We start from the raw sequence: 23,529 nt of genomic DNA, 5'->3' as shown, positions 1-23,529 counted from the left end.
TCTGCTGACAATACAGTCAGATCTAATCTATCGTTCTTTGCAAGAGATCTTTGATGTACTCATCAATAGTTTCATAGAAACTAAAGTAGGGATTGCCAACAACTTTTTAAGTGAACAACTGGCTGGTCACCTCAAGAATAACCTGAACAACCTATATGAACAAAAACATATGCAGGCTGCAGGAATAGGGAATGATAGTATTGTAGTACAGAATAAGCTGGTGAGAAGTGATGTGATCTATTGGCTGGACAAAGAACATAACAATCAACACGAAAATGCTTTTTTTGATCTGATGGATAACTTTGTGAGTTATCTGAACAGCAGTTGCTATACCGGTATTACCGGATATGAATTTCATTATGCACTCTATGAAACGGGTAGCTTTTATAAAAAGCATCTGGATCAGTTCCGGAATAATGAAAGCCGCCAGTATTCAATGATCATTTACCTGAATGAGAACTGGATGGAAGGAGATGGCGGACAGTTATCTATTTACCACGAAGAGGAAGTATACAAAATCGCTCCTACCGGAGGTAAGAGCGTTTTTTTTAAAAGCAGTGAATTGGAGCATGAAGTGCTGATCACCAATAAGCCAAGAATGAGTATCACTGGTTGGTTGAAGCGATAACTACTTCTTCAGCAAGCGGACAATCTTTTCAAATATTTCGGTATTCTCATACACACCTCTGAATTCTAATGAATGTGGTCCATATGCAAATACAGGAACCATTACAGATGTGTGATCATTGGTGCTGAAATTACCGTCAGCATAGCCTTTGCTGATATCGCCATCTAACAGGCTTAAACCGCCGGTTTCATGATCTGCTGTTACGATTACTAAAGTATGACCATCTTCATCTGCAAATTTCATGGCTTCACCTATTGCTTTATCAAAGTCCATCATCTCTGTGATCACATAAGGAAGATTGTTGACATGCCCGCCGTAATCAATCTGTGCACCTTCCGCCATAATAAAGAACTTATTGCCCAATGTCCGGATTGTTTTCTGCAATGACCTGCTTAGAAATTCTCCTCTGCCGTTTAACATAGATAATTCAGCACTCGGAGGTAACAGCAGCCACTTCTTCGACTGAATAGTATCGATGTCATCAAAATGGGTACTGAACGTATATCCTTTCTCTTTGAGCAGAGCAGGCATATTAAGACTGTCAGCACGTTTGTTAAAATGTTTAGAACCTCCGCCAATCATGATCTTTACAGGGCTGCTTAAGAAGTCTTTTGCAATATCATCTTCTCCACTTCTATCTGATACATGACCATAAAAAGCTGCCGGAGTTGCATCAGTAATATCTCCGCAACTGATTAATCCACTTACTATGCCGGAAGGTTCCAAAACATCAGGGATCGCCGGTAACTTTACACCTGTAGCATCTACCCCGATGTAACGGTTATTCGTTTTATGACCGGTAGCCATTGCGGTACCACCTGCAGCAGAATCAGTAATATAACTATCGGAAGAATAGGTTTTTGAAAATCCGATATTGATCATCTGCAGGAGGTTTAGTTGTCCGCGGTTACCTGTAAATCCCGCATAGATCTGTGTTAATCCCATGCCATCACCAATGAGCAGGATTACATTGTTCACAGCCGTCATACTATCGTTATTTACATAACGGGCTTTGTATAAGGCGTGTGGTGCTGCACTACCATGATATTCTATATTGGAACGGTTGGAGAGGAAATCAGATAGAGCTTCTATCTTGTCTGTACCAATATAATCAGCACCCATATTCATTTGGGTTTTCCAGGTATTCGCGTTATCCGCTGTTCCCCAGATACGAATCTTTTTACCTGCCTGATGAACACTATCTATCCAATGTTGCAAATGATCTTTCTCTGCTTTTACGATGATCCCTTTTCCATTCCAGTTGGTAAATGTTTTGATATCTGTACTATAGAGAGGTATACGTGCTGCCTGAGCAGGAGTATATTGTATAGTACGTTTACCATCGAAATGAATGTATGCAGGGTATTGTGACCATAAAGCCGGAGCCGGTTGTTCACCGCTGATTAATATTTGTACAGTTGGGTTTTTGCTGATCTCCGGATAACGGTTGAGTATTTGTACCAATGCTTTTATGGTAGGAATACCCGCTGTTTTAAAATCTATTAACAGTTGTAATGTATCCTGACTGTTTTTATAAGCAGTGCCGCCATTCTTTTTAATAATCGTTTTTAATGGTTGCAGGTAAAGCTTTTCCAAAGAACGGTCGCTGTCAATATCTTTCTCCTCATGAGCAACTAATAATTGTCCATTCTTTTCATAAACATCGGCTTCAATAGAACCAAAGTTACGATAGTAAGCGGTGTAGAATGGAATGGAGTGTTCATAATCATTATGCGCATGTGCATTCATTGGTGTGTATACCCTTTCCTGGGCTGTGGCAAGGGAGGCTACAGTCAGAAGGGAGAGAGAAATAAAGCTGTTTCTGATCATGAGAGTATAAGCAGTTTGTTAATTAATAAGAATAGTGGGTCGATTAAAAAGTAAAATGAACGCGTTAGGAATTGTGTAAAAGCGATTACCTACGCGAGATTTTTAAACCGGCTCCGAAATATAATAAATCATGAGCTGATTATTACATCAAAAGAGGACTAAAAATTTAGGGGCGTATCAGACTTTGATACGCCCCTGGAAATAGTTGGACATCAATTATGTTATCCCCCTGTATTCTTAAGATCTTCAATTATAATTACCAACCAACATTTTGGGTTACTACACCGTTGCTGCTGATTACCTCAACCTGAGGTATGGGCCATACATTGTGTTTAGCAGGATCAAAAGTACGTGCAGGCCATACAACGCTACCAGAAGCTCCATGCAATGGCTGAGCATAAGTAGCCTGTGCATCGCCCCAGCGAACCAGGTCAAAGTGACGGTTGGCCCATTCGCCTGCTAATTCGCAACGACGCTGGATCTTTAGCTCATTCATGTCTGCATTGGTAGTATCTGCCAGGCCGGCACGATGCCTGATCATATTGATCTCCGCATCAGCATTCTGTCCCTGCATCAGCTTCGCTTCCGCCTTGATCAGTATTACCTCTGCGTAGCGGATCAATGGCAGGTTCAGATCTGTAGTAGGGTGGTCTCCGTTAGGGCTGACGTGAATCTTATTTGCATAAGAGAATGGTTCCATATATTTACGGAACTGGTAACCCGACAGGCTGTTGGTAGATGCATATGTTTTTTCTTCACCGAAGTAAGTAAATACATCTCCAGGTTTCAGGATGGTAGCTTCTCTTCTTTTATCACCAAATTCATAGGCATCATACAGTTCTTTGGTAGGCATGTAATATCCCCAGCCATTGTATGCGCCCCATCCTTTGTTTTCCAGCATTACACCTGGTAAGATGCTCCCCCATCCGCTGGCACCTTTAACATTAGAATAGACTGACCAGATATATTCACTTGTCCAGTTGTTCGCGATTGTAAATACATCTGCAAAGTTGTCCAGTAATTTATGTTTCCCACTCAGTATAACAGAGTCTGCATATTTTGCTGCATTGGCATAATCCTTTTTGTAAAGAAACATTTTGCTCAGGAATGCATAAGCGGCAGTTTTGTGAGGACGGCCATATGTATCTGCGCCATATGTATCAAAGTATGGCAAATGTGCAGCTGCCTGTTTCAGTTCACTCTCTACATAATCATACACAAGGTTCACATTTGCAGAACGGGCAATAGCCTTATCTGAGAGAACACTATCCCGTGATACGATAGGAACACCAGCACGTGCATCGCCGTATGTGTAAGCCAGTTCAAAGTACATCAATCCGCTTAAGAAATATGCTTCACCCAGGATGCGGTTTTTCAAGGCTTCATCCATCACGATAGATGGAACATGAGTGATTACATCGTTCGCACGCTTAATCACGATGTATCTCATTTTCCATTGGGTTTCTGTATAAGATCCTCCAATGAAAGTGCTGTTAAAGTTCTTGATATTATCACCTTCAGCTTTTACACGTCCGGTTACCATATCATCGCTGGCATTGATAAACCACCAGTAACCACGTCCGTAAAAATTCTCATTGTCGAACTGGTCATACATAGCATTCGAACCGGATACAGCATCTCCCGACGTTTGCCAGAAGTTACTACTGGTAGGAGCACCTTCCGGAGTAATCTCCAGCTTTTTATTACATGCTGCCAGCAGGGAAATACCTGCCAGAGAAAGTACGATATTCTTTATGATGTGTTTCATTGTCGTCAACATTTGTACTTAATTAGAAATTTACGTTCAGTCCCATTAATATGCTTCTTGCCTGAGGGTAACGTCCTGAATCTATACCCAATTCATCCATCCCAACTTCAGGATCATATCCTTTGTATTTGGTGAATGTGAACAGGTTATTTGCAGTTACGTACAAACGAACAGCGCCAATGTGGGCCTGGTTGGTAAGACTAGCTGGAAGCGTGTAACCCAGTGTTACGTTTTTAATACGCAGATAAGAACCGTTTTCTATGTACCAATCAGATGTATTTCCATAGTTGCCGTTTGCATCTTTAGCAATAACACGTGTTACATCAGTATTGGTATTAGTAGGAGTCCATGCATTTAAGATCCCTTTCAGCATGTTATAATTGGTACCTATGCTGGGGTTCATATTGGTATATTTCAACGCGTTGAACAGTTTGTTACCTTGTACGCCCTGTGCAAATACGTTCAGATCAAAACCTTTATAGTTCAGGTTAAGGCTGAATCCATAGGTAAAACCAGGATAAGGACTACCTACAATCTGTCTGTCTTTGTTATCAATTTTACCATTATCATCATGGTCAACAAATTTACGGTCGCCTGGTTTTGCATTCGGCTGGATTACCGTACCATCTTTGCTTTTGTAATTATCAATTTCAGCCTGTGTCTGGAAGATACCGGCAGTTTTAATAACACTATATGCATAAATAGGATTGCCTACCCGGGTAACAAGCGGATTCAGCGTACCACGCACGTATATGGTGGCAGTGCCAGGCATTTCATCACGTCCGGTTTCCAGGGATATCAGTTTATTATTTATTTTACTCAGCGTAGCACCTATATTATAGGTAAGGTCTTTACCTGCTTTGCCATTATAAGTGATGCCTAATTCAATACCATTATCACGTGCATTACCCATGTTCTTATACATACCAGTGCTTACGCCTGATGTGCTTGGAGAAGTTGTCAGCAGGATCATATTATTGGTTGTCTTGATAAAATAATCTGCAGTTACAGAAAGACTGTTTTTAAACAGTGCGATGTCTGTACCGAAGTTCACCTGCTTTGAATCTGCCCATTTCAGGTAAGGATTAGATAATGCATCCTGAGCCAGACCTGCCGCCTGTGTACCATTTGCACCTGTGTAGATATTGACGGATTTAAGTGGTATGTCGAGAACGTTTGAAGGCAAACTAGCCAGGTTGCCCAGCAAACCGTAGCTGGCGCGTAATTTCCAAAAGCTTAGCACATCATTATGCTGTAGAAACGATTCTTCTGTTAATACCCAACCACCGGAAACAGAATAATAATTCTGGTAACGGCTCAGAGAAGATACACGGGAACTACCATCACGACGTCCGAGTACTGTCAGCAGGTATTTGCTTTTGTAGTCGTAGTTTATACGTGCCAGAAAAGATTCCAATGCGCTCTGATCCCTGCCGCTGGTCGGGGCTACATATGAAGTGGCATTATTAAAATAACGGTACGCATTCCTCTCATCATTAAATCCACTGGCATCAGCAGTGAGACTGGTCCCATCATGATGCTGGTACGTATAACCTGCCACTGCATTTACATTGTGATATCCAAACTGTTTGGTGTAGGTCAGCGTTTGTTCAGACAGGAGCTCAGTAAAATTATTGATCTCTTCATAGAGTTCATTAGTAGAATTAATCTTACCTATTTCCAATGCACGCGTGGTGAATGTTTTCTGATCACTGAATGATTTAGTGATCGCAAAGTTGGAACGGAACAACAGATTTTTTGTAATACGCACTTCTGCATATGGATTGATATTGATGTTATTTACTGGTTTGTGATCATCCAGTCTGCTCAATATCGCTACCGGATTGGCAAGGTCTCCATAAGATGCTGCATATGCAACTGGCATTCCACTGAATGCTCCGGTTGCTGTGTAAGGCGTAACATTAGTAGGATAGCCCAATGCGGTGTAGATAGCTCCAGTATATGGGCTGGTTGTATTTGCACCATTTCCATTGGTATAGGTGTAAGAGAGATTTTCTCCTATTTTTAACCATGGTTTGATCTGTGCATCGGAATTCATACGGAAGGAGTAACGTTCTGATTTTGTATTCAGCAGTATACCTTCATTGTTACGATATCCAAAGCCCATATAATATCTTGCTTTATCTGTACCTCCTTTAACACCTACATTATAGTCCTGAATTTTACCTGTACGGAAAATTTCATCCTGCCAGTTGGTGCGGGTAATTTGTCCGTCGGGGTAGATACTGGCATTGAATGCATCTGCACGTGGAATTCCGGCTGCATCATATGCAGTGTTCTCTACATCTGCAAATTCTTTCGCGTTTAATACATCCAGTTTTTTAGCCGCATACTGCCATCCTGTTTTAGCATCCAGGGTAACAGTCGCAGTGCCTTCCTTCCCTTTTTTAGTAGTGATCAATACCACACCACCGGAAGCCCTTGCACCATAAATAGCTGCAGACGCATCTTTCAATACATTCATGGATTCAATATCATTCGGGTTTAACGGACCACCTGTGTAGATAGAACCATCTACTACATACAGCGGTTCTTCTCCGTTTATACCGCCCATACCGCGGATATATACCTTAGGTGTAGAGGTTGGATCTCCTCCGTTATTCTGAACAAATACACCAGGCGCTTTTCCCTGTAAGGCCTCTGCCATATCATTGAGTGAACGGGAGCTGAGTTTATCCAATTGTACATCTGCTATTGCACCGGATACGGTGGCTTTGCGCTGTGTACCATAACCTACTACTACCAGCTGGTTCAGGTTCAGACTGTTTTCCACCAGTACTACCTGGAAGCTGCGTTGGTTGCCGACGGTTATTTCCTGTGTTTTATATCCGATCATGCTGATTGCCAGAATAAGGTTGCCGCCATCGTCTGCAGTTAGTTTAAACTGTCCGCTGCCATCGGTACCTGTACCATTGGTGGTTCCTTTTATCAGTACCGTAGCTCCGATCAGCGGACCATTCTTATCTGATACCAACCCCGTCAGTGTGATTTTTTCAGCAGCCTTTTGTTGTAAAGATGCTGAGGGCATTGTGGTACTGTCATAAATAAGAACTGTATTATATCGTTCTTCATATTTTAAAGATGAATGGCTTAGCAGGTCCTGTAAAATGTTGACTACAGTTTTACGCTGATAAGTACTGGCATGTACCTGAATTTTTTTCAGGGCTTCTTCATCATAAGCCAGGTTGATCTGTGCTGTAGATTCTAATTTTTTTAGTGCAGCAGAAAGGCTGCCCTGCTGTACCTGAAATTTTTGTAGCATTTTGTGCAGCGCCTGTGCCGTTGTAGGCAGTGCGATTGCTTCTGAGGCGAGTAGCAGCAATGCCATCCCGACCGTGAAAGCGGATTTGATGCGTGTAGAGAAAAAGCGGTTGTCCTTTTGCATATCAGTTTTTGTTAAGGTAAAGGCATGACAATGTCAGTCCGGTGTTTTAATGCCGTGATAAGTTGGATAGATCGTAATCTGAAAATCGATTATTGAATTTTTAGTAGATACTCAGTTGATCCTTTTGCATAGTAAAATGAATTTTTGGTTTGTAACTGATTTTTTGAATGATGTCTAATACCTCCGGTAGCGCCATTGTCGCTGGAAAGCGGATAGTGTAATTTCCCTGGTTTACATTCAGGGATGTTGTGGCCGTGATACCGTATTGATTCTTTATTGTGAGTAGCAATTCCTGTAGTGTCGCATTGCGTAATACGATCTCTTCTTTTGTCCATGCCATGAGATCGTCAGTACTGATACTATCCTGCCTGGGAGTAGTATTATTCTCTCTGAAAGTAAGCCGCTGAGCAGGCAGTAATACAGTGGGTTTGGTTCCCACGCCCTGCACTTTCACCTTGCCGGTAGCAACGGCAACCCTGGATATCCGGAGTGTGCGGCTGGTTTCTACAGTAAAGGAAGTTCCTAATACCGTAGTTCGGATTCCTGAGGCATCTTCTACTATAAATGGATGCCGGGTATCAGTTACCGTTTCAAAGAAGGCCTTTCCTTCCAGGATCTTTACCGGTCTTTCCGGACCGGAAAAATGTTCCGGGAATTGAATGGTACTGTAGCGCCCTAATAATACAATAGAATGGTCTGGCAATATTACCTTTTGCAGATGGTTACCAGTATTATGTACGGTATGCCATGTTTTGTCTGCAACGTATTGTTTACTGCGAGAGTCTTCTTTATAATGCAAAATGAAATAACTGGCAATCACCAATGGTAATACTACGGCTGCCACCCTCATTAAAAGGAGGCGCGTATTGTTTTTTGCAACAGGAAATATTTGTTGCTGCATTTCCTGTTTAATGGTTTGCCTTTCAGCAGCCGATAATGATGCAGGAGAGGTATCGTCCTGTTCCAGAGCATCCAGCCATTTGTATAAAAGCTGCTGTTCCTCCGGAGTGCAGGTACCCTGCCTGAATTTTTTCAGTAATAACGATAATGTCCCTTTGTCCAAACTTAAGTTGGTTTATAAGAAGACACTTCAGGAAGGAGGAATAACTATCTGGGTAGAGTCGTTAACAATTTGGTAACAAAAAAGTCCTGCCGGAGCCAGCCGTTTGCAGAATGTTATAATGAAATATTGAATAGGAGTCTTATAATAACCAGAGTACAATCAGTATTTCTATGACCCAGAAAGATTTTATTTTTTGCAGGGCTGTATTCAGCTGGTTACGGATAGTTTGGGGGGAAGTGCCCTGGAGCAGGGCAATTTCTGCTACGGAAAGATTTTCTATACGGTGAAGGTAAAATACGTCCTTCATTTTCCCTGGTAACTGATTAATGGATTGATGCAATAATCTTTCAGTTTCCTTAAACTGCAGGTGTTCAACGGCAGAATGATCGTTTTCCTTATTTGTTTCTTTAAAGATGTCTACGTGGCGTTGATAGAGGTTTTCGTCACGGAGAGCATTTAGCAAACGGTTTTTCAGTGCGCTGTGCAGGTAAGGGAGAACCACTTTTACTTCCGGAAGGGAAGAATGCTTTTCCCAAAGGTGAATGAACAATCCCTGAACAATGTCTTGTGCGAGTGAATGATCTCTGGTGATCTTACAGGCATAGCAATAGAGGGCTTCCCAGTATTCATCAAATAACTGTCGGAAGGCCTTTTCATTACCAAGCCGGATAGAATTCCATAAACTATGTTGATATTCTTTTGGCATAAGACAATTACGTGCCACAAAGTTATTGGTTGTTATCTAAGCTTCCTCTATACGTGAATTATGAAATTGTTAAGCACAATATAATAAAGTTAATCGCAAAACTGGTAGCAAAAAAAAAAGTCCCGGCAGGATTTGCGGGGACTTTTTTAATAAGGTTTATATAGGGGGGTAATTTACATAGCTGCCAGTTGCACTTTTTGTTGCAATTCGATCACATTGTCACGGAATGTGTTATCGGTATCCATCAGGTCTTTTACAGTCTGGCAGGAGTGGATCACGGTAGTGTGATCGCGGCCGCCAAAATGTTCACCGATGGTTTTTAATGAATTTTTAGTGAATGATTTAGCGAGATACATAGTAATCTGCCTTGCCTGTACAATTTCACGTTTACGTGTTTTTTGCAGCAGTTTATCATAAGGCACATCAAAATACTCGCATACCATTTTCTGGATGCTTTCGATGGTAATTTCTTTGGAAGAAGTTTTTACAAAAGATTTTAGTACACGTTTAGCCAGTTCAAGGTCAATTTCTTTCCTGTTAAGGGAAGATTGTGCCAATAAGGAGATTAGTGCACCTTCCAGCTCACGTACGTTACTTTGAATATTATAGGCAACATACTTGACTACTTCTTTTGGCATTTCCAGACCATCATTACGCATTTTCATTTCTAATATTTCCATGCGTGTTTCAAAGTCGGGCATTTGCATATCTGCACTTAGTCCCCAGCGGAAACGGCTCAGTAATCTTTCCTGTAAGCCATCCAGATCTTTGGGTGGTTTGTCGGATGTTAATATGAGTTGTTTACCGGATTGATGCAGGTGATTGAAGATAGCAAAGAAGGCATCCTGTGTTTTTTCTGCCCTGGCAAAGAATTGGATATCATCTACTATTAATACATCAATCAACTGGTAAAAGTGAATGAAGTCATTGATGATACTATTCTTGGAATGATCGATAAACTGGTTGATGAATTTTTCAGCGCTTACATACAATACCGCTTTGGTGGGATGTACGCGTTTCACTTCATTACCGATGGCTTGCGCCAGGTGTGTTTTACCTAATCCTACACTACCATATATAACCAACGGATTAAAAGAGGTGCCACCGGGTTTTTCAGAAACCGTTTTACCGGCTCTGCGGGCAACACGGTTACAGTCACCTTCAATATAAGATTCGAAAGTATAATGAGGATTCAGCTGAGAATCTATCTGTACACGTTTGATGCCTGGTATTACGAATGGGTTCTTAACCGGGTTTTGAATGGTCAGCGGAAAATCAACATCACTATCTTTTTTTGATTTGGTAAACTGCGTTGGCATGTTCACCGTTTTAGGATGCTGATGAGGAGTACCGTTTTCCACCACGATACGATACTCTAACCGGGCTTCTTTTCCCAGTTCACGCTTAATTGTTTTACCCAATAATCCTACGTAGTGCTCTTCAAGATATTCATAAAAGAACTGACTGGGGACCTGAATGGTTAAAACATTGTTTTCAAGTTGTATTGGTTTAATAGGTTCAAACCAGGTTTTAAATGGCTGCCATTCCACAATATCCCTAATTATATTAAGACACCTTTCCCAAACTTGGTCGCAAGTTTTATTCATTGAGATTTTAAAGATTACGTTGTTCTTGAATTAAGGATTGTTTCTCGAAAATTAAAATCAGTCAACGTGGGGAGTTGAGAGATTTTTCAGACAGGACGACGAATATCTGTAGAAAATGTTGAAAAAAAAAATTTATCTCCCCTTGTTTTTGATTCCCTGATTACAGATCGTCGCCTATGATTTTTGCCCTTTTGTTCATTGTTATCACGCTGTTTTTGTTGTCTTTTTAATAAGATAAAATATAGTACCACACTGCTTTGATATACAGGCCTTTCTAGTTGGCATTACCTCGTTTCCCATAGATATGTATACTTACAGATAAAATAATATTGTATGATAACAAACAGGATAATAAACCATCTTTTATGGCTATACCCGATGTTAATAATTCCCCTGGGGCGTGCAAAACTATGTTAGTAATTGCACTTAAAAAAATGTGCTTTAACAATGCAAATACCATGCAAATTTCTTATATACGCGCCTGTATTTTCCTTACACTACTGATAACTAATTGTTTTAAATTTTATTGCGTGTCACTTCTTTTAAAAAACCTATCTTTGGCCCTCTAGAACAGTTAAAATTTTTTATATGAGTTTTGAAATAACCGGAAAGCTGATCGTGAAGTATAATACGATGCAACGTAGCGAAACCTTTAAGACACGGGAATTCGTTATCGAAAAGTCTGATGATATCAATGGCCGTGTTATAAACAACTTTATCAAGTTCCAGGCGGTACAGGATAGAACCGCTATCGTAGACCGTTTTAATGAAGGCGAAACCGTAAAGGTGTACTTTAATATAAGAGGTACCCGCTGGGAAAAAGATGGTCGTGTTAACTACATCACCAACCTGGATGCATGGCGCATGGAGTCTGTAGTTGCAGGCGGTCCGACAACTGATCCTCAGCCGAATTACAATACATCTCAGGAAGTATCTTCAGGAAGTAGTAGTTCACAGGCAGATGATCTGCCGTTTTAAGACGTTGCAATAACAACTCATTAACAAAATATCTTAGCGGGTACCTGTGATAATCCAGGTACCCGTTTTGTATTTACGGTTTTATCTCCCCGGAATCTTTCACCAGGTAGATCCTGCGTGCTCTCTTATAAACAATAACTGGTAGATGCTTTAATATATAATGTAACCATCAGATTAAACCAATCCCCATATATTTCTACATTACTATCACTTTGTCGCCCCACATTCCTTATCTGTAATAGGTAACAATACTTAGTGCAAGCCCCCGTAATGGGATCATAACGAAAATCATTATCTTCGCAGTGTTTTAGGATAAATACCTAACCTTCAGTATGATACAGCAAATCTCTCTCAAACTCCTGCCTTCCCAGGCCGCATCTGATGATGCTATTATTACACAAGCCGCTGCTGCTATTGGCATAAAAAGAACAACCATCACGGGTTTTCATTTGCTGAAACGCTCTATTGACGCACGTTCCAGGCAAGTGTATTTTATGCTGACAGTCAAAGTATTTATTGATGAACCTTTTGTTGAACGCGAAAGGGTCATACCTCTATATGATACACTGCCTGCAGATGCCCCGGCTGCAATTGTTATTGGTGCCGGCCCTGCGGGATTATTTGCTGCTCTGCGACTAATAGAATCCGGTATTAAACCGATAGTTCTTGAAAGAGGGAAAGATGTTAGGGCCCGTCGCCGGGATCTGGCAGCATTAAATAAAACAGGCACCATAAATCCCGATTCAAACTATTGTTTTGGGGAAGGTGGGGCGGGAACCTATTCTGATGGGAAATTATATACCCGTTCCAATAAAAGAGGTGACATCAACAGGATACTCAGCATCTTTGTTCATTTCGGGGCAACTGAAAAAATAATGTATGATGCACATCCTCATATCGGAACTAACAAACTTCCGCATATCATTATTGCTATGCGTGAACAGATTGAGAATAGTGGAGGTGCCGTACACTTTGAACAGAAGGTCACTGATATTCATGTAAAGAACAATCAGGTAACCGGCGTGCAAACGGCTACCGGACAAACATATACTGCCGAACAGGTCGTTCTTGCAACCGGTCACTCTGCCAGAGATATTTTTCGTTTATTAGCACAAAAGAATATATTAATAAGTGCCAAACCTTTTGCACTGGGTGTGAGAATAGAACATCCGCAGGAATTAATTGACAGCGCACAATATCATAATCCTTTACGCGATGAACTCTTGCCGCCTGCCAGTTACAGCCTGGTAGAACAGGTAGATGGCCGTGGTGTATTTTCATTTTGTATGTGCCCGGGCGGAATCATCGCACCTGCTGCTACAGATCCGGGAGAACTTGTCGTAAATGGCTGGTCACCATCCAAACGGGATAACCCCTATGCCAATTCCGGTATGGTGGTAACAGTAGATGAAACAGACTTCATTCCTTTTGCAGATAAAGGTCCACTGTCCGCTATGTATTATCAGCAAATGGTAGAACAGGATTCTTTTAATGCCGGAGGCGGACAATTTGTTGCGCCCGCTCAGCGCATGACTGATTTTGTTCGTAGTAAAGTATCCGGGTCATTGCCTTCCTGCTCTTATCTTCCCGGCGTAAATAGTACCAACCTGCGTGAAGTATTGCCAGCGAGTGTACATAACCGGCTGGCAAAAGCATTTCAGGCATTCGGAAAAAAGATGAGAGGATATTATACAGAAGATGCTATTGTAGTAGCAACAGAATCACGCACATCTTCGCCGGTACGCATACCAAGGAATGATGATACCCTCATGCATCCGCAAATCAGTGGGTTATATCCATGTGGAGAAGGTGCTGGTTATGCTGGTGGTATTGTATCTGCTGCAATGGATGGAGAGCGTGTAGCAGAGATGATCATAGGTTTTTACACCCGATAATTATACTTTAGTCACATATATTAAAAAAGTGCGTAAGGGATAATTATCATTGCTGAAAGTTTAATCCTCATGAATCAATTCAGAAAAACAGAGCTTGCTGCCGCCACAGGTATTTACCTGTTAATCATATTCATGTTAGTTGCCAGAAGCATTGGTAATAATGTATTTGAACTGCAACATGAATATGGATACAAATTCGAGCACTACAATCAGGTATTTGATTATTATAAACATTACCTGTTACCATTGCTGGCACATATAACAATTATATATGCAGCTTTCCTGTTCATTCATGCCCGTATAGTACCCGTATATCTTGAAAGGCAACGTTTCTTTATTGGTGTATTATTATTGGGGGGCACCATAGGTATAGTATTCCTTACAATAATGATCGCTTACACATGGTATTTCGGATACCTGTTTGGTGTATACAAAACCGTAAGGGGCGTATATTCCCATTGTGTAAAATATGCATTTATTATCACCACATTTTATTCAACTGTTTACGCATTATATTATGCTGTGCGACGTTTGTATTTTGACTTCGTGCATAGAAACATAATCACTAAACCGTGGTTTAGAGAAATAAGAACAGAGCTGGTGGTGATACTGGCAATGCTGGTGCTGTTAATGATCTGCATGGCTGGTGAAGGGAAAAGAGAGATGATAGTCTTCTTCTTTATTGGTATTTATTATGGGTTCATTTATTTCATATGCCAATACAAAACCTATCCGAATTACGAACGGCATAAAAACAAACGGGAACTGGCACGTGAATTGGTCTTTATTTCTCTCACAGGATTCGTATTGGCAATATTTATAGCCTTGGTAGATCGTCATTTGGCACAGATAATTATTCCTGTTATGCTGGCCGTATATGCTATCGAAATAGCAGTAATACTACCGATTTCATGGTGGATCTACCGGGCACGTCATCAGCGAACAATCGCATTCAAAGGTTTGCAGAAAGCACTGGATCATTCAGAGGCAGGACTGGATTTTCTACGCTGGCAGATCAACCCCCACTTTTTATTTAATGCACTGAATACATTATATGGTACAGCCCTGCAGGAAAAAGCAGTCGCTACCGGAGAAGGTATTCAGAAGCTGGGAGATATGATGCGCTTTATGTTGCATGATAATGTACTTGAAAGTATTCCACTGGATAAAGAAATTGCATATCTCCAAAACTATATCGTACTGCAACGCCTTCGTACACAGGGTTCGCCGGATATACTCATTGAAGTAAATATTAATGAAACAAATTGTGAACATGAGATAGCTCCAATGTTACTAATACCTTTTGTAGAAAATGCATTTAAATATGGAGTGAGCCAACGGAACAGATCTCGTATTGCAGTATCCTTATCATGTACATCAGATAAAATCTATTTTGATGTTTATAATACTATACATCTCAACAGGAGTAGCGATATAGAAGATAGCATGGGCATAGGTTTGAATAATGTACGGCAGCGTCTGGCTTTATTATATCCCGACAGGCATGAGCTGAGTATCCGTGAAACAGGAACAGAGTTTTTTGTACATCTCACGATCCAGATAGTATGAAAATAAATGCAATTGCTATTGATGATGAACAGGTCGCTTTATCTGTCATCAGCACACATGCACAACAGGTGCCTTTTCTTGAAATGAAAGGATCTTTTACAGATCCCTATGAAGCGCTTGCTTACTTAAAAAAGGAAAAAACAGACCTTGTTTTTCTTGATATAAAAATGCCGGATATTTCAGGACTGGAACTGATGACTGTGCTGCCTGGTGCTCCTTTAGTCATCTTCACCACTGCCTATTCCGAACATGCTGTACAAAGCTTTGAACTGGATGCAATTGATTATCTGCTGAAACCCTTTTCTTCAGAACGGTTTTCAAAGGCCTGTAATAAAGCAAAAGCGTTACTGGAATTAATGCAGAACAGTAGCAGACAGGATACTCCCACTTATATCGTAATAAAAAGCGGGTATGAACAATATAAACTACCGCTGAACGAAATATTGTACCTGGAAAGTGCGGGTAATTATATCAGTTTTGTAATGAAAGACAAGCGGCTCCTTTCCCGCCTGTCTATGCAGGAAGCGTTGGCCTTGCTGCCTCCTGCACAGTTTACCCGCGTGCACCGTTCTTTTATTGTCGCCAATAATAAAATAGAAAAGGCAGACAGAAATTGTTTATACATAGGCTCCGTGCCCGTGAGTATTGGCGCGGCATATGCAGATGAAGTAGGGAAAATTCTGAGAGGGTAAAATTCGATAGACCTACAAATAAAAATACCGGGATCTTCTATTAGATCCTGATAAACAGAATGTAAAGACAAACTAAGATGCTTGTTTGAACACTGATAACAGCATTTTTGATGAACCTGCTTTTACAGCCGATTTTTTTGCTTTACATTTAATATATGAACCTCATTGAAGTTAAAAACCTGCGAAAAGACTATGCAACGCATAAGGCTGTAGATGATATCAGCTTTGTTATACCCCGGGGCAGCATCTTTGGATTGCTTGGCCCTAATGGCGCCGGCAAAACTACACTACTACGTATGATCACCGGGATCTTTTATCCGGATCAGGGTGAAATATTATTTGATGGCCATCGCTTTGATCCTGACCGGGATATCCGGTCTATCGGCTATATGCCGGAAGAAAGAGGCCTGTATAAAAAGATGAAAGTGGGGGAGCAGGTACTATACCTGGCACAATTAAAGGGGTTGCGTGAAAAGGAAGCTAAAGAGAAAATCAAATACTGGTTCGACAAGTTCGAGATTAATGCATGGTACAACAAGAAAGTAGAAGAGCTGAGTAAAGGCATGCAGCAAAAGGTACAATTCATCTCTACCATCATGCATAGCCCTTCTCTACTGATCCTGGACGAACCCTTCTCCGGTCTGGACCCTATCAACTCAAATCTCATCAAGCAGGAAATATTTGACCTAAGCCAAAAAGGTACCACCATCATTTTTTCTACCCATCGCATGGAGCAGGTAGAAGAAATTTGTGACAGGATCATCCTTGTCAATAAAGGACAGAAAATACTGGATGGAGAAGTGAAACAGATCAGGCATGATTTTAAACAACACCTGTTCCGCATTGGTGTAGGTACGATGCCCAACTTTGCTCAGATGGCCACCTGGCACTTCAGTATTATTAAACAGGAAGACCATGCATATACAGTGAAATTGAGTGAAGGCAGTACCACCAATGATATCCTGATGCACTTTATCAAACATGAAATTCCCATTACTTATTTCCAGGAGATCCTGCCTTCCATCAATGAAGTTTTCATCAACAAAGTCCAGGAGATGGAACAACCACTAAACTAATTATATGAATAAGGTCCTGCTCATTATAAAAAGAGAATTTACAACACGGGTACGCAAGCGTTCCTTCCTGGTGATAACGTTGCTGATGCCGCTCCTTTTTGCTGCACTGCTCATCATTCCTATCCTGGTAGCCACCAGCTCAAAAGATACAAAACGCATCGCCGTTATTGATGAAAGCCATCTGTTTTTTAATCATTTCCCTGATGATAATGGCATCTATTACAAGTACCTTGAAAATACACGCGCAGATACTTTTAAGTATGAGGAATACGGTTATTCAGGCTTACTATACATTCCGGATATAGATATCAAACGTCCGTCGGGTATTACTTATTACAGCAGCGGACAACCAGGTATTAGTGTGGAAAAAGGGATTACCCGGCATATAAATGATATTATAGAAGAGAAGAGACTAGAAGAATCAGGCATTGACAGAAGTAAGCTGAATGCAGCAAAGTCAGATATCAGTATCGATTTTAAATCCAGTACTGACGGTAAGAAAGGCAATTCTGCAGTGGCTTATGGTGTTGGATATGCAAGTGGATTCATCATTTATATTATTCTCATGTTCTTTGGGATGGCTGTGATGCGTGGAGTGATGGAAGAAAAAGTAAGTCGTATTGCGGAAGTGATGATATCAAGCGTAAAACCTTTTCAACTGATGATGGGAAAGATTATCGGTATTGCCGGTGTAGGACTGTTGCAGTTCCTGATATGGGTGGCACTGATCATCTGTATCCAATTGGTATTACCGTTATTCTTTTCGGCAGATACGATCCATGCTGCCAGTCAGGGTGGCATGATGCAGGGAGGTGGTAATACTGCAGCTATCGAAGCATTTGAAAAGATCCAGTATGTATTGGGAAGTATTAACTGGACACTCGTTATTGGTTGTTTTGTATTTTATTTCCTGGGAGGTTATCTTTTCTACTCTGCATTATTTGCAGCTGTAGGAAGCCTGGTGAATGAAGATCCTACAGATGCACAGTCACTGACCTTTCCTGTAACACTGCCTATTATTATAGGAATTATGGTGATGATCTCTGCTGTGAATAATCCTGACAGTACCTTAGCTTTCTGGGGAAGTATTATTCCATTCACTTCGCCGATGGTGATGATGGCAAGATTACCCTATGGTGTTCCAGGGACCGTTCCTTATTGGCAGTTGATATTGTCGATGGTATTACTGATCCTTGGATTTTTAGGTACTACCTGGGTGGCTGGGAAGATTTATCGTACAGGTATATTGATGTATGGAAAGAAAATCACGTGGAAGGAAGCCCTTAAATGGATCGGAAAAAGAAATTAAAAATAAATGAAGGGCCGGAGAATTGCTTACTCCATCAGGGGCCCGATTAAAAAAGCCTGTAGCGGACTTCCGCTACAGGCTTTTTTAATTATACTAGTCAACAAATCATTGACTATGTTTCAATCTTGTGGTATTTAATACTACAATTCAGGATACAAAGAGAACTGCTTCATGAAGTCGTTCACCGCACCTCTAATAGAAGTAATCTTAGCTTCATTATCAGCATCCATCAGCAGTTCATCGATCCAGGATACTACCTGTTCCATATGTCCTTCAGTCATACCACGGGAAGTGATAGCAGGAACACCTATACGGATCCCTGAAGTAACGAAAGCTGATTTATCATCAAACGGTACCATGTTTTTGTTCACGGTGATATCTGCTTTCACAAGTGCCTGTTCTGCTTTTTTACCGGAAATGTTTTTGTTACGCAGATCTATCAGCATCAGATGGTTATCTGTACCGCCAGATACGATTTCGTATCCTTTACTTACAAATGCTTTGGACATAGCCTGGGCATTTTTGATGATCTGTTTAGCGTAATCGCCGTATTCGTCAGTCAGGATTTCGAAGAAGGAAACTGCTTTGGCTGCTATCACGTGTTCCAGCGGACCACCCTGGATTCCAGGGAATACAGCTGTATCCAGCAGGGAGCTCATCATGCGGATTTCACCTTTTGGTGTTTTCAGGCCAAATGGATTTTCGAAATCTTTACCCAGCAGGATTAAACCACCGCGGGGCCCACGTAATGTTTTATGTGTAGTAGTAGTAACGAAATGACAATGTTCGAAAGGAGAAGTCAGTAAACCTTTCGCAATCAGTCCGGCCGGGTGGGCGATATCTGCCATTACGAAAGCACCAACAGCATCAGCGATCTCGCGGATACGTTTGTAATCCCAGTCGCGGCTATAAGCAGAAGCACCGCATACGATCAGCTTTGGCTTTTCGCGCATGGCAATTTCTTCCATTTTATCGTACTCAACAAGACCGGTCTCTTTATTTACACCATAGGAGAAAGGCTGGTACAGTTTACCTGAGAAGTTTACAGGAGAACCATGTGTAAGATGTCCGCCCATGCTCAGATCCAGTCCCAGGATTTTATCACCTGGTTTTAAAATTGCCAGCATTACTGCTGCATTCGCCTGTGCACCGGAGTGAGGTTGTACGTTAGCATATTCAGCACCGAAGATTTCTTTAGCCCTGTCTATTGCAAGCTGTTCGCTCATGTCCACAATTTCACAGCCACCATAATATCTACGTCCCGGATAGCCTTCTGCATATTTATTGGTCAGAACGGTTCCCATGGCCTGAATAACCTGCAGACTGGTAAAGTTTTCCGATGCGATCAATTCTATGCCATGACGCTGACGCTCCAGCTCCTGGCCGATGATATTAAATATTTGCTGATCTCTTTGCATTGTATGTTGAAAATTTGCTGCAAAGGTAATCGAATTTGTGAATAGTCCATAGACATTAAAGGATAGTTTGTAGATATTTTTCCTATATAAATGACATGATATAGTTATATATACTATTGATCACTATATTATCAATGGTTTAAACTGTCCGCAGCCCCGTTATTATTGAAACGTACCGGCTGATGACAACTATGGATTTTTTAAAATTTGTACTACCTTCACGCGCTCAGGACGAGAAGAGAATCAACATCTAAATCTAATTATTGCTTACATGAAGGCCATTATACCAGTTGCCGGTGCTGGCACCAAGCTACGACCGCATACATATACACAGCCTAAAGCATTAATTCCCCTGGCGGGAAAAACCATACTCAGTATAATAGTCGATCAGCTGGTAGACGCCGGCATTACGGAATTTGTTTTTGTAGTAGGTTATCTGGGCGAAAAAATCCAGGATTATATACTGAAAAAATATCCGCATCTCACCTGCCATTTTGTGCAGCAGAATAGTCGTGAAGGCACAGGACATGCTATATTACTTACCCGGAATGTGGTAAAAGACGATGAAATACTGATTGTATTAGGGGATACCATTTGTGAAGGAAACTTCCAGGAGCTGATCAATTCACCTATCTCCCTGCTGGGACTTAAAAAGGTGGATGATCCACGCAACTTTGGCGTAGCAGAACTAAGTGATGGCGGAGATATTTGTAAAGTAGTGGAGAAACCACAGATCCCTAAGTCGAATCTGGCGTTGGTGGGTGTCTATAAGATCAAGGAAACATCGCAGCTGTATGATTGCCTTGAGAAAAATATGCTGGAGCATAAGAAGTCGCATGATGAGTTTCAGCTAACGGATGCGCTGCAGTGCATGATAGAACATGGAGTGGTGTTCAAACCATTTAAGGTAAGTAACTGGTTCGACTGCGGGCGTAAAGATACCCTGCTGGAAACCAATGCCATTCTGTTAAGCAAATATAAGCTGGCTAATAATCCTGTGTTGCCTTATGAGAATACGATCATCATTCCCCCGGTAAGTATCGGAGAGGGATGTAATATCAAAAATTCTATTATTGGCCCTAACGTGGCCATTGGCGATAATACCGTGATCAATTATTCTATCGTGAAAGATTCTATTATCGGCTCTTTCAGCAATTTATATGAAGTTGTACTTAAATCCTCCCTTATCGGTAGCGATGCCAATATCCGCGGACTCAGCCAGAGCCTGAATATTGGGGATAATACTGAAATAGATCTTGGTTAAAGTTATGAAGGCTCCGTAAGGGGCCTTTTTTAATCCCTATATTATTAATACAATTGTAGGCGTATTTCTACATATTAGGTATTTTTAAAACATTATATTTGCCATAAGGTTTAAATTAAATATCCTATGAAAGGCATCCTGTCCGCCTTGCTTGGTTTAAGCCTCATATTATCAGTAGTTAATGCCTCAGCACAGTTCGTAAAAACGAAGGATATAGAGAAAATGAAGAAACGGACCAGCTTTATTGTGGTAAAAGAACGGCCGGACAAAAAGATAATAAAGTTGCTGAGACAAAAAGCTCCTGATCAGGTGGCTGATTATAAGCAGGCTATTAAGCAATTAAACCGGGATTTCCCGGAAGTAGTTAAGCAGTACTGGGCCTTGAATGGCGCTATCACTGTAGAGCAGAAAACAGAAAAAGAGGTGGCGCGGTTGCGCACAAGAAATAACCGGAACTATATCGTATTCGACTGCCAGTCAATGAAAGTGAAACCCGGCAGCAGGTCGCGGCGTTCCAAATATGCCCGTACCTACACTTCCTCCCTCTCCTGGAAATTCGACAATAAAGACCTCAGTGTTCCCGTAATCAACATGTATTTTATAGAGAACGATGTGCAATATCCGTTCTATATTCAAAACATGTCTGACAGGTTCCCTGATTATACTGATCTCGCCGTAGGACTTCGCCTGGCGACTTATGTTTTTACCGAGCAACTGGGAGGACGGCCGGAACGCAGTATGCAGCAGGAAATAAAACACAATGCGATGTACCTGAAGGATAAGACATTGGTATTGTGCAAAAACTGGCTGGATGATGATTTTGTAGAATCAATGGCAAAGAGTGATTACCCTTATCCCATCCGTTTTGTTAGCAAAGAAGAACTGGATGAGCTATTTAAAAAGGATACATTTGATGGTAGTGCAATTGCCTACATTCCGGCAGGAGTATTTTCCACATTTGATATGAACTACCCCAGTATGGAAGTGAATGTTCCGGTAGTGTTTGACCCTGTTAACGGAATGCCATTGTGCCACACAGATATCAGCGATGAGATGTTCCAGGCATGGGGCTTTTCACTGATTCCCCAAATGGGAAAATCAATGGTGGGTTTTAAAAAGATCAGAAATCAGGATATTAAGAATTTTGCAAAATCGATGAAAGAATAATTATAAAAGAGCCGGCGTTTTGTAAGATCAGGGCCTCGTGAAAGATCTGGCCTTACAAAATCAATAAAGATCATCAGCATGACCATTATAGATCAGGCTTACAGAACCGATAAAGGAATATAAAACAACGGTTATAAGAATAATCATAAATGATCAGGCTTACAGAATCGATATAAGAGTCACTACAAGAATTTACAAAATCGAATCATCAGAACTTTAATGCGGAAAGCATTTTCCGGGTGAATTCAAACTCAGCCCATATTTCAGCCACTATCTCTGCTGCAGGTTGAATGGCGTTAATCAATGCACTTACCTGCCCGATTTCCAATTCCCCCTCTGCAAGATGTCCTTCAAACATACCGGTTTTTGCCCTGGCACGCCCCAGAAGTGTAGCGAGTGTTTCCTTATCAGCACCATTATCTTCAGCAGCTTTAACTGCTTCGTAAAAGTGATTTTTCAGTAAACGTACCGGTGTTAATTTTTTCATTGTAAGCGCAGTATCTCCTTCTCCTGCATCAAGAATAGCCTGTTTAAAGAGAGGATGGGAAGACGCCTCCGGCGTAGCAACGAACCGGCTGCCTATCTGTACGCCCGTAGCACCTAATGCAAATGCTGCAGCCATTGATTTTCCTGAGGCAATACCACCTGCTGCAATCACGGGAATATTTACTTGTTCACATACCGCAGGAATCAGTACCAGGGTTGTTGTTTCTTCTCTTCCGTTATGCCCACCTGCTTCAAATCCTTCTGCTACCACAGCATCTACGCCTGCAGCTTCACTCTTTTTTGCAAAAGAAGCACTGGATACTACATGTACAACTTTGATCCCGGCAGCTTTCAGCGCAGGTGTCCATGTTTTTGGATTACCGGCAGAGGTGAATACTACCGGCACTTCTTCCCGGATAATGATATCAATCAGCCGGTCAACGCCAGGATAGAGTAATGGGATGTTAACGCCAAAAGGTTTGGAGGTGGCCTGTTTACATTTAACGATATGCTCCTGTAAAACGTCGGGGTACATGCTGCCAGCACCTATCAAACCTAACCCGCCCGCATTGCTGACAGCACTTGCCAGTCGCCAGCCGCTGGCCCAGATCATACCAGCCTGAATGATGGGATATTGAATGTGGAATAGTTGTGTAACGGGATTCAT

17 protein-coding genes are annotated in these 23,529 nt (G+C 41.4%); 9 read left to right on the top strand and 8 right to left on the bottom strand.

What is annotated here, in order from left to right; translation table 11 throughout:
* Nucleotides 1-37: 37 nt before the first annotated feature.
* Nucleotides 38-628, top strand: coding sequence for a 2OG-Fe(II) oxygenase (locus BM176_RS04935; protein WP_090100150.1), 591 nt, complete (start codon nt 38-40; stop codon nt 626-628).
* On the opposite strand, the gene BM176_RS04930 is transcribed toward BM176_RS04935, so the two are convergent.
* The 6 genes from BM176_RS04930 to dnaA all read right to left on the bottom strand — a co-directional run bounded on the left by BM176_RS04930 (nt 629) and on the right by dnaA (nt 11,008).
* Nucleotides 629-2,458 (bottom strand): alkaline phosphatase, encoded by a 1,830-nt coding sequence (locus BM176_RS04930; RefSeq protein WP_090100148.1) that lies wholly within the window; start codon nt 2,456-2,458, stop codon nt 629-631. It abuts the gene before it with no gap.
* 256 nt (nt 2,459-2,714) lie between these two features.
* A complete protein-coding gene (locus tag BM176_RS04925) occupies nt 2,715-4,226 on the bottom strand; it encodes a RagB/SusD family nutrient uptake outer membrane protein (protein ID WP_090100146.1) in 1,512 nt (503 codons plus the stop codon).
* A gap of 22 nt (nt 4,227-4,248) precedes the next feature.
* A complete protein-coding gene (locus BM176_RS04920) occupies nt 4,249-7,632 on the bottom strand; it encodes a SusC/RagA family TonB-linked outer membrane protein (RefSeq protein ID WP_090100144.1) in 3,384 nt (1,127 codons plus the stop codon).
* 100 nt (nt 7,633-7,732) lie between these two features.
* Entirely contained in the window at nt 7,733-8,695 is a 963-nt protein-coding gene (locus BM176_RS04915) for a FecR family protein (protein ID WP_090100142.1), read from the bottom strand.
* 139 nt (nt 8,696-8,834) lie between these two features.
* Nucleotides 8,835-9,401: an RNA polymerase sigma factor gene (locus BM176_RS04910; protein ID WP_090100130.1), complete on the bottom strand. Its 567-nt coding sequence runs from the start codon at nt 9,399-9,401 to the stop codon at nt 8,835-8,837.
* Between the two features lie 173 nt (nt 9,402-9,574).
* Nucleotides 9,575-11,008 (bottom strand): chromosomal replication initiator protein DnaA, encoded by a 1,434-nt coding sequence (dnaA, locus tag BM176_RS04905; protein ID WP_090100128.1) that lies wholly within the window; start codon nt 11,006-11,008, stop codon nt 9,575-9,577.
* 588 nt (nt 11,009-11,596) lie between these two features.
* On the opposite strand from dnaA, the gene BM176_RS04900 reads away from it, so the two are divergent.
* From BM176_RS04900 to BM176_RS04875, 6 genes are all read left to right on the top strand, one after another.
* Nucleotides 11,597-11,986: a DUF3127 domain-containing protein gene (locus BM176_RS04900; RefSeq protein WP_090100126.1), complete on the top strand. Its 390-nt coding sequence runs from the start codon at nt 11,597-11,599 to the stop codon at nt 11,984-11,986.
* Between the two features lie 332 nt (nt 11,987-12,318).
* Nucleotides 12,319-13,881: an NAD(P)/FAD-dependent oxidoreductase gene (locus BM176_RS04895; RefSeq protein WP_090100124.1), complete on the top strand. Its 1,563-nt coding sequence runs from the start codon at nt 12,319-12,321 to the stop codon at nt 13,879-13,881.
* A gap of 69 nt (nt 13,882-13,950) precedes the next feature.
* Nucleotides 13,951-15,450 carry a sensor histidine kinase gene (locus BM176_RS04890; protein ID WP_218162148.1) on the top strand — a complete coding sequence of 500 codons (1,500 nt, stop codon included), beginning with the start codon at nt 13,951-13,953 and terminating at the stop codon, nt 15,448-15,450.
* A complete protein-coding gene (locus BM176_RS04885) occupies nt 15,447-16,142 on the top strand; it encodes a LytR/AlgR family response regulator transcription factor (protein WP_090100122.1) in 696 nt (231 codons plus the stop codon). Before BM176_RS04890 ends, BM176_RS04885 begins: the two co-directional genes overlap by 4 nt.
* A 155-nt stretch (nt 16,143-16,297) precedes the next feature.
* The gene (locus tag BM176_RS04880; RefSeq protein ID WP_090100120.1) at nt 16,298-17,218 is read left to right on the top strand and encodes an ABC transporter ATP-binding protein; all 921 of its coding nucleotides are present in this window, start codon (nt 16,298-16,300) and stop codon (nt 17,216-17,218) included.
* 4 nt (nt 17,219-17,222) lie between these two features.
* Nucleotides 17,223-18,527, top strand: coding sequence for an ABC transporter permease (locus BM176_RS04875; RefSeq protein WP_090100118.1), 1,305 nt, complete (start codon nt 17,223-17,225; stop codon nt 18,525-18,527).
* Nucleotides 18,528-18,667: 140 nt separating this feature from the next.
* Here BM176_RS04875 and glyA read toward each other — a convergent pair whose 3' ends face one another.
* Nucleotides 18,668-19,945: a serine hydroxymethyltransferase gene (glyA, locus tag BM176_RS04870; protein ID WP_090100116.1), complete on the bottom strand. Its 1,278-nt coding sequence runs from the start codon at nt 19,943-19,945 to the stop codon at nt 18,668-18,670.
* A 271-nt stretch (nt 19,946-20,216) separates the two neighbouring features.
* Between glyA and BM176_RS04865 the strand changes: the two genes are divergently transcribed.
* Nucleotides 20,217-21,209: a sugar phosphate nucleotidyltransferase gene (locus BM176_RS04865; RefSeq protein WP_090100114.1), complete on the top strand. Its 993-nt coding sequence runs from the start codon at nt 20,217-20,219 to the stop codon at nt 21,207-21,209.
* Nucleotides 21,210-21,335: 126 nt separating this feature from the next.
* A complete protein-coding gene (locus BM176_RS04860; protein ID WP_090100113.1) occupies nt 21,336-22,376 on the top strand; it encodes a hypothetical protein in 1,041 nt (346 codons plus the stop codon).
* Between the two features lie 208 nt (nt 22,377-22,584).
* Here the strand turns inward: BM176_RS04860 and BM176_RS04855 are convergent, their stop codons facing one another.
* A complete protein-coding gene (locus BM176_RS04855) occupies nt 22,585-23,529 on the bottom strand; it encodes an NAD(P)H-dependent flavin oxidoreductase (protein WP_090101651.1) in 945 nt (314 codons plus the stop codon).

The sequence above is a fragment of the Chitinophaga sp. CF118 genome (assembly GCF_900112615.1).
Classification (GTDB): domain Bacteria; phylum Bacteroidota; class Bacteroidia; order Chitinophagales; family Chitinophagaceae; genus Chitinophaga.
Note: the sequence above shows the minus strand (reverse complement) of the source record. Positions and strands in the feature narration are given on the sequence as shown.